Below are 14,203 nucleotides of genomic sequence, written 5' to 3'. Positions count from 1 at the left end.
TCGACGAGCACGATGCGCGCGCCGTCGACCTCGAACGGCAGCGAGGTCGGGCTCGCCTGGCTGTGCAGGCCCTTTTTCGCGTAGTCGTCGCGGTGCAGTGCGACGTTGACGACGCCGAAGCCCGGCGCCCCCAGGTCGCGCGCGAGGCGCTCGGCGAGCCATGCGCCGCCGCTGTGGATCCCGGCGAGCACGGGGCCGCCCGGCGCGGCGAACGCGTCGCCATACGCGCCGCGGATCTGATCGAGCAGCGCGCGGTACAGCGCCTCGGCATCAATGGTGCTCATGGTCGGACAATTGATCGAAATACTGTTGAAGGATGACGCGGGCGGCCTCGGCGTCGAGCATGTCGGCGCGGCCGGCACGGGCGCGGAGGTCGGCTGCCGCCTCGACCGACGAATAACGCTCGTCGACCCAGCTCACGGGCAGGCCGAAGCGGCCGTTCAGCTGGTTGCCGAAGCGCGTCGCCTGCTGCGTCATGTCGTGCGGCGTGCCGTCCGGATGCATCGGCAGGCCGACGACGAGCGCGTCGGGCCGCCATTCGGCCAGCAGCTCGCCGACCGCCTTGAAGCGGTGTTCGCGGTTCAGGTTCTGGATGACGACGAGCGCGCGCGCGGAACGCGTCAGCGTATTGCCGATCGCGACGCCGATGCGCTTTTCGCCGTAATCGAACGCCATGAGCGTCGCGTCGCGCGAGCCCGGGCCGCTCATGCGTGCCCTGCTTCGCCGGACAGCATCGACCAGCTGACGCCGAGCAGCCCGAGCGCGGCTTCGAAGCGCTCCTCGGCGGGCGTGTCGAAGACGATCCGCGGATCGGCGGCCACGGTCAGCCAGCCGTTCTTCGAGATCTCCTCCTCGAGCTGCCCCGCGCCCCAGCCGGCATGGCCGAGCGTCAGCAGGAAGCGCTTCGGGCCGGTGCCCGTCGCGACCGCCTCGAGCACGTCCTTCGACGTCGTCATCTCCAGCCCGCCCTCGACCGACATCGACGAGTTGTAGGTGCTGCCCGCCACCGGCTCGTGCAGCACGAAGCCCCGCTCCGTCTGCACCGGGCCGCCGAAATACACGGGGATGTGCAGCAGCGGCTCGATCTCGAGCTTCAGATCGATGCGGTTGAACAGGGCTTCGAGGTCGATGTCGGTGGGACGGTTGATGACGAGGCCGAGCGCGCCGCGCTCGCTGTGATCGCAAAGGTAGACCACAGTTCCCGAGAACGTCGGATCGGCCATGTTCGGCATGGCGATCAGGAACTGGTTGGTAAGGTTGATGCGATCGGAACTCTTCGACATGGTTTGAATTTTAGCAAAGACCTCGCGGCCTGACTGATGCCGCGATCAACAAGCAACGCCGCGTTGCCCGGGCGGCGCGACGGGCGGATCACACGGCACTCTATCACGCGCGCGGGGGCCGACGGCATCACTGCGTCGCCATCATGCGGGCCGCGCGGGCAGGCATCATCCATGCCCGGCCCCGCCCAGCGATGCGCCGAGCGCGCCGCACGCGGCGGTGAGGTCGGGCGGCGCCATGCCCGCCGCGATCTTGAGCAGCGCCGCGCGCAGCATGTCCGACGCCTGGCGGTGCGCCGCGTGGCCGTCCTCGCCCGCCGCCACGTCATGCGCGGCGCGCCGCCACGCGAGGCCGAGCGTGTCGGCGAGGAGCGCCGCATGCCCGAGGCCGAGCGCGCTGGCCGCCGCGCCCACCCGGTAGGCGGCGTCGGCCGCGCGCCATGCAGCGCCCGCGCCGGCGGCCGGATCGGCCGACAGGTCCGCCATCGACGCGTCGGCGGTCTGCAGGAAATCCTCGTACGCATGCGCGTTGACGGTCACGACGCCCAGCTCGCGGGTCGGCGCCGCCGCCACCGCGTCCAGCTCGGCGCGCGCGGCGTCCGCCTCCCACAACGCCTCGGACGCCGGCGTGCCGGCCACGTGCCAGTCGACCGTCAGCCCGTAATCGTGCAGCACGTCGACCAGCGCGACGTCCTCCGCTGCCGCCCCGAACAGCGCGAAATCGCGCCAGAGCAACGCGACGGTCTCCCGCACCAGCTCGGGCGGCGCCACCGTCCGGCCGAGCACGTGCTCGCCGAGCAGCAGGTTCGTGCGCGCGAGAAAGCGCTTCAGGTCGGGCGAGCCACTCGCGCGCAACGCGCGCATGCACGCGAGCGCCAGCCGCCAGAAATCGTAGGGCGCGTCGCCGGCCAGCTCGGCCGCGCAGGCGTCGATCTCGTCGAGCGCCGCGCCGGACGGCACCTGCTGGGCGCGCAGCACGACCAGCAACGCCTGTTCGTAATGCGCCCGCATCCGCGCGGACGCGGCGCCGGACAACGCGCGCAGCGACGCGGGCGGCACCACGCGGCCGGCGAGCGCGAGCGCGTCGAGCGGCACCGGCGCGCGCAGGTCCGCCGCGCTTTGCGCGCGCAACACGCGGAAATGCTCGAAAAGGATCGGCGAGCAGGCCTGCTCGCGAAGATTGTGCCGTGCGACGGCCATGCGGAAATCGCGCAGCGCCGCGCGGAACCCGGCGGGCGACGGCTCGGTGCCGACCAGCGACGCGGCCTGCCCGAGCTGGCTCGCGAAGCGCGACGCCGGCAGCCAGCCGGCCTCCGCCAGCACGGCGGCGGCGGCCGACAGTGGCCCCGACGCGTCGTCATGGCGGCGAAACGCCTCGTCCGCCGCCGCCAGCCACGCCTCGGCCGCTCGCACGGCGCCGCCTCGCGGGTTCGGCAGCGCATCGACTACGGGGATTGCCACCGGATCGGACATCATGATGGACACTCGCGCCTGTCGTGACACAGCGATTTCACGCGCGTTGCGGCCCCCCTGGCCGACGGGCCGGGGGTGCCGCAACGCGCGAAGCCTGAGCGGAATGCCCTGAGCGGGATGGTCAGATCAGATCTGCACCATCTCGAAGTCTTCCTTGCGCGCGCCGCATTCCGGGCACGTCCAGTTGATCGGGACGTCTTCCCAGCGCGTGCCCGGGGCGATGCCCTCATCGGGCAGCCCGGCTTCTTCGTCGTAAATCCAGCCACAAATCAGGCACATCCAGCTCTTGTATTCCATCTTAAGCCGCGTTGGGAAAGTCGGTAAATTCGAGAGCCATGATGGTACCGTGTCGGGGCCTGACTGCCTAGCGATCAGCCTCTAATGGAGCACATAGATTGCGATGCGCTAAAAAATCCGCTCAATGCGGCGGATTCCGCCGCATAATGACTGCAAAGGGCGCACCCGGCTGGTGCAGCCCGTTCCGCTTCACCGTTCTTTCTTGCCCATTCGTCCATGTCCAGCAACGCCCCTCCGATCGTCCTCACCTTCGGCCTGTCCGATCCCACCGGCGGCTCCGGCCTCCAAGCCGATCTGATGACCCTGGCGAGCATGGGCTGTCATGGCGTGTCCGTGCTGACGGGCTACACCGTGCGCGACTCGGCCGCCTGCGACGAAGTGACGGGCCTCGATCCCGACACCGTCGCCGCGCAGGCGCGCATGCTGCTCGAGGACATGCCGGTCGCCGCGTTCAAGATCGGCGCGGCGACCCGCGCGGAAGTGGTCAGCGCGATCGCCGAAGTGGTCGCCGACTACGACGACGTGCCGCTCGTGCTCGCACCCGATTTCACGCTCGACGACGAGCACGTGCTCGCCGCGGACGACCTGCGCGAATCGATCGCCGACCTGCTCGCGCCGCAGACCACGCTGCTCGTCGCCGACCACGCGACGCTTCTGGCGCTTGCGCAGCCGGACGGCGACGCCGAAACGCCGAACCTCGACGCCGCGATATCGCATCTGCTCGCGCAAGGCTGCGAGTACATTCTCGCGACGGAAGTCGGCTCGCACCGGCTCGTCAATACGCTGTACAGCGACGAAGGCCAGATCCGCGAAGACATGTGGGACCGCACGCCGCACCGGCTGACAGGCATCACCGACACGCTCGGCGCGGCGATCGCGGCGCTGCTCGCGAACGGCCAGGAGCCGCCGGAGGCGGTGCGCGAGGCGCAGGAGTACCTGTACCAGGCGATGCGCGACGCGTTCAGGCCGGGCATGGGCGCGTATCTGCCCGACCGCTTCTTCTGGGCGCGCAGCAACGACGAGGCGGCGTCCCCGCCTGCCGCGACGCCCGATGTGGCTCCGAGGACGTCGCACCGGCACTGAGCACGGCGGGAAGGCGACGGGCATCTGAACAGGCGATCGACATCCGCGCCCTCTCACACCACCGGCATGAAGTGACCTTGATCGGGGTGCCGGCACGGCATCGAAAGGTCAGCATGGCTGCACGCGACGTATCAATACCCGCTTGCGCCGTGTGATGCCTGCCACGCTTTCACCCCGCCTTAAATATCCCCTCCTCCGAGCACCCCGATCCATCGGGATGCATCCCCTATTGCCTGAGCTATCCCGGGGAGTGCGCGCCGGATAGGCAGCGGGTTCGACGATTTAACGTTCGAAACATTTCCCTCCGCGCGCGATCCCAAAGCAATCCAACAATCGTACCAGTCTCATAGATCACCACCATCCAGCATGCTAGGTTCAATCCACCGAGAGCCGACATCATTTTTCGGCCTTGAAAAACAGGACCAACATGAAGGAGAACGCGATGGCACAGGATATTTTCTTGAAGTTGACTGGCATCGATGGCGAATCTCGAGACGCCCTGCATTCGCATGAGATCGATGTATTGACATGGGATTGGTCCGTAAGCCAGCAATCTGACATGCATTCAGGAAGTGGGCGCGGGACAGGGAAATGCGCCGTTGACGACCTGATCTTCGAGCATTATGTCGATCGCGCGTCGCCGAACCTGATGCTGCATTGCCTGGCGGGAAAGCATATCGACCAGGCAACTCTGGTGATGCGCAAAGCGGGAGGCACACCACTCGAATACCTGAAGATCACAATGGATGACGTACTGATCACTCGAGTCCACCCGATAAGCAATTACAACATGGCCATGCCGCGAGAGGAGGTACACCTCTCATTCGCTTGCGTGAGGCAGGAGTATGCGATCCAGAACGCCCAAGGCGGACATGGTGGAACCGTGAGCATGGGATACGACATCAAAACCAACCAAGTGATCTGATAGTCGGGGAGACAACCATGCTGTTCATTTCAAGGCACGGCCACGTGGATGCGGTGCGCGTCATCGTGAAGATATTTCCCTCCATTGAACGCGGGCCAATGGAAAAAGTGAATGGGATAGTCGTCCATCAAACAGGAGGGACCACAACCTCAAGCACCTTCAATAGCTACGCAAGCAATACGTACACACCCAACGGTGCGCATTTTTTGATCGACAAAGATGGAACCATTTACCAGACAGCATCTTTGAACAGGGTCACCAATCACGTCGGAAAATTGCAATCCCGTTGCATCAACACGCTACAGTGCTCCCCCACCGATCTTCAGGAAGCAAGAAAGAAATTCCGCGCCGGTCCCGCCGCGTTTCATCGGCATGAATCGAAAAAGGAATTTCCGAATCGCTACCCATCGAATGCCGACTCGATTGGGATTGAGCTGGTTGGAATGTACTACAAGGACGAAAAAACCAACGATCTGGTTTACGAAAACGCAACAGACGAACAGAATTCCTCTCTCAAATGGCTGATACAGGAATTATCCGAAAGCCGGAACGTCCGAATGAATGAAGTATATCGACACCCGGAAGTCGGGCGGAAAAACGCATCCGAAGCGAGCACGGCAAGATGGGAGTGACGAAATGGGTCTGGACAAGTATCTAACCGTAGCCGCCGTGTGCATCCCCATGTCCATTTGCGAGGCTAGAGAGGTAAGCGCGGTAACCATCGAAGAATCCGGCTGGTCCGCCGTTGCGAGTGATCCATTGACCCGCGAGGCGTGCAGGACATTCACACCGACTGCCGCACAGCTGAAGCGGTTCTTTTCCAGGGCGTCGCCGATCGAAGGCAAACTCGTCGCGCACGATTACTATTCGCCCTGCTACGCAAGCGGAACCGTTTCCTTTCCGGACGGGAGCGCGGGTAAATGGCGCATCTACTCCAGCGGCACGGCTTCACTGACGTGGGCATCCAGCGAAAACACGGTCTATCTCTACAACGGCCGGGAAAACGGCTGGCACGATCCATTCATGTGCGGCTATGGTCTCCACGACGCGGATGACGAAGCGTCGTGCTACGTGCCAGGCTTCTAACCATCCCCGGCGGCGAATCACTTGTTTGCCCTCGTGCGCCGCAACGGGCCGCATCCGAAACAGCCCTGTCCCGGAAGGACGGGAGCAATCGACAGGAACGTGTAAACGAAAAAAGACCCGCATCGCTGCGGGTCTTTTTGTTGGCTGGAACGCGCGTCGCCGCGCGTTCCGGACACCATCGACCGAAGTCGATTACATGTCCATGCCCATGCCGCCCATGCCGCCCGGCATGCCGCCCGGCATCGGAACGTCTTCCTTCGGCAGTTCGGCGACAGCTGCGTCCGTCGTCAGCAGCAGGCCTGCGACCGATGCTGCGTTCTGCAGCGCCGTGCGCGTCACCTTGGTCGGATCGACGACACCGGCTTCAACCATGTCGACGTACTCGCCCGTCGCTGCGTTGTAGCCGTAGTTGCCATTGCCTGCTGCAACTGCCGCCACCACGACGCTCGCTTCTTCGCCGCCGTTCGTGACGATCTGACGCAGCGGCTCTTCCATCGCGCGCAGCACGATCTTGATGCCCGCGTCCTGGTCGGCGTTCACGCCCTTCAGGCCCGACACCGCAACGCGCGCGCGGATCAGCGCAACACCGCCGCCCGCCACGATGCCTTCTTCAACGGCTGCGCGCGTCGCGTGCAGCGCGTCTTCGACGCGTGCCTTCTTTTCCTTCATTTCGACTTCGGTTGCAGCGCCAACCTTGATCACGGCCACGCCGCCGGCCAGCTTGGCCACGCGCTCTTGCAGCTTCTCGCGGTCGTAGTCCGACGTTGCTTCTTCGATCTGCGTACGCACTTGCTTCACGCGCGCTTCGATGCTGGCAGCTTCGCCTGCGCCGTCGATGATCGTCGTGTTTTCCTTGCCCACTTCGATACGCTTCGCCTGGCCCAGTTCTGCCAGCGTCGCCTTCTCGAGCGTCAGGCCCGTTTCCTCGGCGATCACCTGGCCGCCCGTCAGGATCGCGATGTCTTCCAGCATCGCCTTGCGACGATCGCCGAAGCCCGGCGCCTTGACCGCAACGGTCTTCAGGATGCCGCGGATGTTGTTCACGACCAGCGTCGCGAGCGCTTCGCCTTCGATGTCTTCAGCGATGATCAGCAGCGGACGGCCTGCCTTCGCGACTTGTTCGAGCACCGGCAGCAGATCGCGGATGTTCGACACCTTCTTGTCGTGCAGCAGCACGAACGGGTTGTCGAGGACGGCGACTTGCTTTTCCGGATTGTTGATGAAATACGGCGACAGGTAGCCGCGGTCGAATTGCATGCCTTCGACGACGTCCAGCTCGTCGGCCAGCGACTTGCCGTCTTCGACGGTGATCACGCCTTCCTTGCCGACCTTGTCCATCGCTTCAGCGATGCGATCGCCGATCGACGTGTCGCTGTTCGCCGAGATCGAGCCGACTTGCGCGATTTCCTTGTTCGTCGTGCACGGCTTGCTGATCTTCTTCAGCTCTTCGACTGCCGCTGCAACGGCCTTGTCGATGCCGCGCTTCAGGTCCATCGGGTTCATGCCCGATGCGACGTACTTCATGCCTTCGCGGACGATCGATTGCGCGAGGACGGTTGCCGTCGTCGTGCCGTCGCCTGCGTTGTCGCTGGTCTTGGAAGCCACTTCCTTGACCATTTGCGCGCCCATGTTCTGGAGCTTGTCCTTCAGCTCGATTTCCTTCGCAACCGACACACCGTCCTTGGTGACCGTCGGGCCGCCGAAGCTGCGCTCGAGCACGACGTTACGGCCCTTCGGACCCAGCGTGACCTTGACTGCGTTGGCGAGAATGTTCACGCCTTCGACCATCTTCGAGCGGGCGGAATCGCCGAATACGACGTCTTTAGCTGCCATCTTCTAACTCCTTGAATTCTTTGGGAATGTGAACCGTGTGGACGCTTACTGCGCGTTGACCACGGCCATGATGTCTTCTTCGCGCATCACGAGCAGTTCCTGGCCGTCCACCTTGACGGTCTGGCCAGCGTACTTGCCGAACAGGACGCGATCGCCGACCTTCACGTCGAGGGCGATGGCTGCGCCCTTGTCGTCACGCTTGCCCGGGCCGACGGCCAGGATTTCGCCCTGGTCCGGCTTTTCAGCCGCGGCTTCGGGGATCACGATGCCCGACGCGGTCTTGGTTTCCTGATCGAGGCGCTTGACGATCACGCGATCGTGCAAAGGACGAAGGTTCATATTCACTCCTCTCTTGATTGAGATTGAAGAACGCTTGGGAATCTGCCCGGCGGAGCGCCCGGCAGAAAATTGTTAGCACTCTCGTGCAGCGAGTGCTAATTATATGGACGGGTTTTGACAAATTCAAGGAGGGGAAATGCGTCGGCGCGGGTATCGGAAAAGCGCACCCCGATCGCCGCTGCGGCCCATAATTGCCAATCGAATCATCGCATTGGAAGGCCCCACGTGCGCATGACGCGCGACCATCCGCGGGAAAACCCTGTCGCACCGGCGACGAAATATCCGCCGGCGTGCGGCGGAGATTCCAGTCGCGCACCGGAACACGCGCTGCAACCGGGACGGCATCGGCCACATGAATGCGTGCGCATCCGTCCACCCCACCGCCTCCGTTCAAACGCGGCTGGCGATCCGGGCGCCGTCCGCGACACCGGCGCACGCCGGCGAAAAGCCCGCCTCGAGCGCCGCGCGCCGCCGGCTTCGTGACGCACGCTCTGCCCGCGCAGCCTTCCGCCCGGCACCCACGAATTCATTCAAATACATTACAAACAACATTACATAACAATAACTTTCCGAACCTCTTTCCACCTCACCCGTAAGCTTCCTCATTACACCCCGTAATTTAGATGCGAATCATTCGCATTTGCATTGACTTTAATGTTTCGCATGAATACGATGCAGCCGCGTCGCGCTCGTTGCGCGCTTCCGACTCACCAGACAACGACTCGTCGGGGGAGGCTTTTTCACCGGCCGCCCGATCGAGGAAAACAAAGGGATTGAAATGAGACTTGTGCCGTTCCTGGGTTCCGCCATCCGTCCGCGACAACGCACAGCCGCCCGCGCGGCGCTGCTCGCGTGCGCGTGGCTCGCCAGCAGCGCCGCGCTCGCCGACACCTCCGTCGACGCGCAGCCGGAAGCGCCCGAAGCCGATCGCGCGATCCAGGCGCAGCCGACCAACATGTGGACCGGCATCTGGACCCGCCAGAACCTGCTCGGCGACATGGGCGGCCTGCGCCCGTGGCTCGGCAGGTACGGCGCGACGCTGCTGCTGACGGAGACGAGCGAGTATCTCGCCAACGTGCGCGGCGGCCTGCGGCGCGGCGGCGCCTACGATGGCCTCACGACGATGACCCTCAGCGTCGACACCCAGAAGGCGATCGGCCTGCCGGGCGGCACTTTCAACGCGAGCGCGCTGCAGATCCACGGCCGCAACCTGAGCCAGCACAATCTCGGCACGCTGAACACCGCGAGCGGCATCGAGACGGACGACACGACGCGCCTCTGGGAGCTGTGGTACCAGCAGTCGTTCCTCGACAAGCGCGTCGACATCAAGATCGGCCAGCAGAGCCTCGACCAGGAATTCATGGTCAGCACCTACGCGAACACGTTCATCAACACGATGTTCGGCTGGCCCGCGCTGCCGACCTACGACATGCCGAGCGGCGGCCCCGCATACCCGCTCGCCGCGCTCGGCGTGCGCGTGCGCGCGCAAATCGCGCCGCACGTCACCGCACTCGCGGGCGTGTTCGACGGCGATCCGCTCGGCAACAACCCGAACAACCTGAGCGGCACCAACTTCAACCTGCACAACGGCACGCTCTACATCGGCGAAGTGCAGTACGCGCTCAACCAGCCGTCCGACGGCGAGATGGACACCGGCCGCTCGAACGGGCTGCCCGGCACGTACAAGGTCGGCGTCTGGTATCACAACGGCCGCTTCGGAGACCAGAACGACGGCGTCGACGGCCTGTCGCTCGCGAATCCCGCATCGGGCGGCACCGCGCAATCGCGTCACGGCAACTACAGCTTCTATGCGGTCGCCGACCAGATGATCTGGCGCCCGGACCCGAACGGCGCGAAGAGCCTCGGCGTGTTCGCCCGGGTGATGGGCGCGCCCGGCGACCGCAACCTGGTGAGCTTCGCCGCCAACGCCGGCATCGTGCTGAAAGGGCCGTTCGAAGGCCGCGACAACGACAGCGTCGGCCTCGCCGTCACCTACATCCACGTCGGCAACCACACGACCGATTTCGACGAGACCGCGCGCCAGTTCGCGAACGGCCCGTACGGCGTGCGCACCAGCGAGACGACGCTCGAGGCGACCTACCAGTATCAGGTCACGCCGTGGTGGCAGATCGCGGCCGACGCGCAGTACACGTTCAACGCCGGCGCGGGCCAGAACCCGAGCGACCCGACCGCGGCGCTGCGCAACACGTTCGTCATCGGCGCGCGCACGGTCATCACGTTCTGACCGCCGCGCCCCGCGCTCACGCAACCCGCTTTTCGCGCGCCGCCCGGCGGCGCGCCCCAAGGAGACTCGCATGATCGATTTCGCACCGCTTCGCCGCGTCGCGGCGGGCGCGACCGCCGCCGCGGCCCTCACCGCCGCGGCCGGCGCGCACGCCGAGCCGCAAGGGTTTCTCGAAACCCTGCACCGCCACACGACGCTCGTCAACACGGCCCCGGAAAACGGCGACCAGAACCCGTACGCGATCGCCGTCGCGCCGGTGTCGGCCGGCACGATCCGCAAGGGCGACGTGCTGGTCGACAACTTCAACAACGCCGCGAACCTGCAGGGCACGGGCGCCACGATCATCGACTACCGTCCGTCGACCAGGGAGATGAGCGTGTTCGCGACCATCCCGCGCGACCTGCACGCGTGTCCGGGCGGCGTCGGCCTGTCGGCCGCGATGACGATGCTCAAGTCGGGCTGGGTCATCGTCGGCAGCACGCCGAGCAACGACGGCACGACCAACACCAAGGGCGCGGGCTGCCTGGTCGTGCTCGACCCGCAAGGCAAGGTCGCGTCGACCATCGTCAGCGACAACATCAACGATCCGTGGGGCAACATGGCCGTCGTCGATCGCGGCGACAGTGCGACGCTGTTCGTCAGCAACGCCGGCTTCGGCGTCGGCGGCGCGGACGGCAATCCGCCCGTCTACAAGCAGGCCACCGTGCTGCGCGTCGAGCTCGCGATTCCCGACGGCAAGCCGCCCGTCGTCAAGTCGGAGACGGTCGTCGCGAGCGGCCTCGGCGCACAGGCGGACAAGGGCGTGTTTCTCGTCGGCCCGACCGGCCTCGCGCTGTCGGGCGACCAGAAGAAGCTGTACGTGTCCGACGCGATCGGCAACCGCATCGTCGAGATCGACGATCCGCTCACGCGCGACGCGAGCGCGGGCGTCGGCCGCCCGATCACGGCGGACGGCTTCCTGCGCCGCCCGCTCGCGCTCGCGACCGCGCCGAACGGCCACCTGCTCGCGACCAATGCGCTGAACGGCCAGGTCGTCGAGATCGACCCGGTCGCCGGCAAGCAGCTGTACGCGCGCTGGATCGACACCGACAAGGCGCAATCGCCCCCCGGCAACGGCGACCTGTTCGGCATCGCGATGACGCCGGAAGGCGACGGGTTCTATTACGTCGAAGACGACGTGAACACCCTGATGCTCGCAAAGTGACCACCGACATGGCAGACGACCTCACTCCCCCGCCTCGCCCGGCTCGGCGCGGCTTCCTGAAGGCAGGCGGCGCGGCGATGGCGGCCGGGCTCGCGGCCACCGCGATGCCGCAGGCGAACGCGGCCACTCCGCACGCCGCCGCCGCGCGCGACGACGCCGAGCCGTTCTATGGCAAGCACCAGGGCGGCATCGTGACGCCGCAGCAGAGCCACGCGTATTTCGCGGCGTTCGATCTCGCCACCGACAAGCGCGAAGACGTGATCGCGCTGCTGAAGACCTGGACCGACGCGGCCGCGCGCCTCGCGCGCGGCGACACCGCGCAGCCGCTCGCCACGACGGGCGCGGACGACAAGGTGCCCGCCGATTCCGGCGACGCGCTCGGCCTCGGCGCGTCGCGCCTGACGATCACGTTCGGCTTCGGGCCGGGCCTGTTCGCGGTGGCCGGCAAGGACCGCTACGGCCTCGCCGCGCGGCGCCCGGCGGCGCTCGTCGACCTGCCGCGCTTCAACGGCGACCAGCTGCTGCCGGAGAAGACCGGCGGCGACCTGTTCATCCAGGCCTGCGCGAACGACCCGCAGGTGGCGTTCCACGCGGTGCGCCAGCTCGCGCGCCTCGGCGCGGACGCGACGCGGATGCGCTGGGGCCAGGCGGGCTTCACGTCGGGCAAGCCCGGCGAGACGCCGCGCAACCTGATGGGCTTCAAGGACGGCACGATGAATCCGTCGATGTCCGATCCGGCCGCGATGAACGAATTCGTCTGGGCCGGCGACGAAGGCCCGGCGTGGATGAACGGCGGCACCTACACGGTGGTGCGCCGCATCCGCATCACGATCGAGCACTGGGACAACACGGAACTGGGCTTCCAGGAGCAGGTGGTCGGCCGTCACAAGTACAGCGGCGCGCCGCTCGGCCAGAAGCACGAATTCGAGCCGCTCAATCTCGACGCGGTCGACCGCGACGGCAATGCGGTGATCCCGGAGAACTCGCACGCGCGCCTCGCGTCGCCGCAGCTGAACGACGGCGCGCAGATCCTGCGCCGCGCGTATTCGTACAACGACAGCGCGAACTTCTACATCGAGCGCTGGCCGCCGTGGCGCCAGCAGACCGAGTACGACGCGGGCCTGATGTTCGTCGCGCACCAGCGCGACCCGCGCCGCGGCTTCATTCCGATCAACGAGAAGCTCGCGAAGATGGACATCATGAACCAGTTCACGACGCACGTCGGCAGCGCGATCTTCGCGTGCCCGCCCGGCGCGCGTCCCGGCTCGTTCATCGGCGCTGCGCTGTTCGATGCGTAAGCGGATTGACCTGAACTCCTGACACGTTGCCAACATGAACACCGCCCTCATCCGCCGCCCCGTGCGGCATCTGATCGCTGCGGCTTCCGCCGCGCTGATGCTGACCGGCGCGCTGACCGTCACGCCCGCCCATGCGGCCACGCTCACGCTCTACAGCGCGCAGCACGAGCAGGTCGTCAACCAGCTCGTCAAGGACTTCGAAGCGCAAACGGGCATCGCCGTGAAGGTGCGCTCGGGCGAAGGCCCGGCGCTCGCCGCGCAGCTCGTCGCCGAAGGCGACCGCACGCCCGCCGACGTGTACTTCACCGAGAATTCGCCCGAGCTCGTGCTGCTCGACCGCAAGGGCCTGCTCGCGAAGGTCGACGCCCCGACACTGCAGGCCGTGCCCGCGCGCTTCAATGCGGCCGACGGCGACTGGCACGGCGTGCTCGCGCGCGAGAACGTGCTGATCTACAACACCGCGAAGCTCCAGCCGCAGCAACTGCCCACGTCGCTGCTCGATCTCGCGAAGCCCGAATGGAAGGGCAAGGTCGGCGTCGCGCCGAGCGACGCGGACTTCCTGCCGCTCGTCAGCGCGGTGCTCGCGCTGCGCGGCGAGGCCGCCACGCTCCAGTGGCTGAAGGGCCTCAAGGCCAACGCGCAGATCTTCGACGACGACGAAGGCGTGACGGCGGCCGTCAACCGCGGCGGCGTGGCGACGGGCATCGTCAACAACTACTACTGGGACCGGCTGCACGCCGAGCTCGGCGACAAATCGACGCGCAGCGCGATTCATCACTTCGGCAACGGCGACGTCGGCGCGGTGATCAACGTGTCGGGCGCGGCGGTCCTGAAGGCGTCGAAGCACCAGGCGGACGCGCAGAAATTTCTCGCCTACCTCGTCAGCGAGCGCGCGCAGAAGCTGATGGCCAACGGCCACATCAGCTTCGAATATCCGCTGCATCCGGGCGTCGCGCCCGATCCGGTCCTGAAGCCGTTCAACGAGCTGACCCCGCCGGCGCTGACGTTCGATCAGCTCGGCGACGACAGCCAGGCCGGCAAGCTGCTGCGCCAGGCGGGCCTGCTCTGACCATGAGCGACGCCGTGTCCGGCGCGGCCCGCCCCGCGCGCGCCGGCGAGCGCGCCGCCACGCGGCGGCGG

Annotated in this window: 14 protein-coding genes and 1 pseudogene; 8 read left to right on the top strand and 7 right to left on the bottom strand. The window is 66.2% G+C overall.

Going from position 1 to position 14,203, the window contains the following annotated elements:
- The 5 genes and pseudogenes from LIG30_RS08200 to LIG30_RS08180 form a co-directional block, all read right to left on the bottom strand.
- A pseudogene (locus LIG30_RS08200) lies at positions 1–284 on the bottom strand (bifunctional pyr operon transcriptional regulator/uracil phosphoribosyltransferase PyrR); the annotation flags it as partial.
- Entirely contained in the window at positions 271–708 is a 438-nt protein-coding gene (gene ruvX, locus LIG30_RS08195; RefSeq protein WP_038711162.1) for a Holliday junction resolvase RuvX, read from the bottom strand. The pseudogene LIG30_RS08200 and the gene ruvX, both read right to left, overlap by 14 nt.
- Entirely contained in the window at positions 705–1,283 is a 579-nt protein-coding gene (locus tag LIG30_RS08190) for a YqgE/AlgH family protein (protein WP_038711160.1), read from the bottom strand. Before LIG30_RS08190 ends, ruvX begins: the two co-directional genes overlap by 4 nt.
- Positions 1,284–1,448: 165 nt before the next feature.
- Positions 1,449–2,756, bottom strand: a complete 1,308-nt coding sequence (locus LIG30_RS08185) for a hypothetical protein (RefSeq protein WP_038711158.1) — start codon at positions 2,754–2,756, stop codon at positions 1,449–1,451.
- A 123-nt stretch (positions 2,757–2,879) separates the two neighbouring features.
- Complete coding sequence (locus LIG30_RS08180) at positions 2,880–3,050, bottom strand: rubredoxin (protein ID WP_006400971.1); 171 nt, start codon at positions 3,048–3,050, stop codon at positions 2,880–2,882.
- A gap of 216 nt (positions 3,051–3,266) precedes the next feature.
- Between LIG30_RS08180 and thiD the strand changes: the two genes are divergently transcribed.
- The 4 genes from thiD (at position 3,267) to LIG30_RS08165 (ending at position 6,144) form a co-directional block, all read left to right on the top strand.
- Positions 3,267–4,133 (top strand): bifunctional hydroxymethylpyrimidine kinase/phosphomethylpyrimidine kinase, encoded by an 867-nt coding sequence (gene thiD, locus LIG30_RS08175; RefSeq protein ID WP_038711157.1) that lies wholly within the window; start codon positions 3,267–3,269, stop codon positions 4,131–4,133.
- A 442-nt stretch (positions 4,134–4,575) separates the two neighbouring features.
- Positions 4,576–5,058, top strand: coding sequence for an Hcp family type VI secretion system effector (locus LIG30_RS08170; protein WP_038711168.1), 483 nt, complete (start codon positions 4,576–4,578; stop codon positions 5,056–5,058).
- A 17-nt stretch (positions 5,059–5,075) separates the two neighbouring features.
- Positions 5,076–5,690, top strand: a complete 615-nt coding sequence (locus tag LIG30_RS25165; RefSeq protein WP_083493947.1) for a peptidoglycan recognition protein family protein — start codon at positions 5,076–5,078, stop codon at positions 5,688–5,690.
- Positions 5,691–5,694: 4 nt separating this feature from the next.
- Positions 5,695–6,144, top strand: coding sequence for a hypothetical protein (locus tag LIG30_RS08165; protein ID WP_152986038.1), 450 nt, complete (start codon positions 5,695–5,697; stop codon positions 6,142–6,144).
- A gap of 192 nt (positions 6,145–6,336) precedes the next feature.
- Here LIG30_RS08165 and groL read toward each other — a convergent pair whose 3' ends face one another.
- The gene (groL, locus tag LIG30_RS08160) at positions 6,337–7,977 is read right to left on the bottom strand and encodes a chaperonin GroEL (RefSeq protein WP_038711154.1); all 1,641 of its coding nucleotides are present in this window, start codon (positions 7,975–7,977) and stop codon (positions 6,337–6,339) included.
- Between the two features lie 45 nt (positions 7,978–8,022).
- The gene (groES, locus tag LIG30_RS08155; RefSeq protein WP_014897904.1) at positions 8,023–8,316 is read right to left on the bottom strand and encodes a co-chaperone GroES; all 294 of its coding nucleotides are present in this window, start codon (positions 8,314–8,316) and stop codon (positions 8,023–8,025) included.
- A gap of 778 nt (positions 8,317–9,094) precedes the next feature.
- Between groES and LIG30_RS08150 the strand changes: the two genes are divergently transcribed.
- From LIG30_RS08150 to LIG30_RS08135, 4 genes are all read left to right on the top strand, one after another.
- On the top strand, positions 9,095–10,561 hold the full coding sequence (locus LIG30_RS08150; RefSeq protein WP_038711151.1) for a carbohydrate porin: 1,467 nt from the start codon (positions 9,095–9,097) through the stop codon (positions 10,559–10,561).
- Between the two features lie 70 nt (positions 10,562–10,631).
- Positions 10,632–11,765 carry a hypothetical protein gene (locus LIG30_RS08145; protein WP_038711150.1) on the top strand — a complete coding sequence of 378 codons (1,134 nt, stop codon included), beginning with the start codon at positions 10,632–10,634 and terminating at the stop codon, positions 11,763–11,765.
- Between the two features lie 8 nt (positions 11,766–11,773).
- On the top strand, positions 11,774–13,063 hold the full coding sequence (efeB, locus tag LIG30_RS08140; RefSeq protein ID WP_038711166.1) for an iron uptake transporter deferrochelatase/peroxidase subunit: 1,290 nt from the start codon (positions 11,774–11,776) through the stop codon (positions 13,061–13,063).
- Positions 13,064–13,097: 34 nt separating this feature from the next.
- On the top strand, positions 13,098–14,132 hold the full coding sequence (locus tag LIG30_RS08135) for an iron ABC transporter substrate-binding protein (RefSeq protein WP_051994919.1): 1,035 nt from the start codon (positions 13,098–13,100) through the stop codon (positions 14,130–14,132).
- The last annotated feature ends 71 nt before the right edge of the window (positions 14,133–14,203 follow it).

The organism is Burkholderia sp. lig30, assembly GCF_000687455.2.
Taxonomy (GTDB): domain Bacteria; phylum Pseudomonadota; class Gammaproteobacteria; order Burkholderiales; family Burkholderiaceae; genus Burkholderia.
This window is presented reverse-complemented; position numbering and strand designations above follow the sequence as displayed.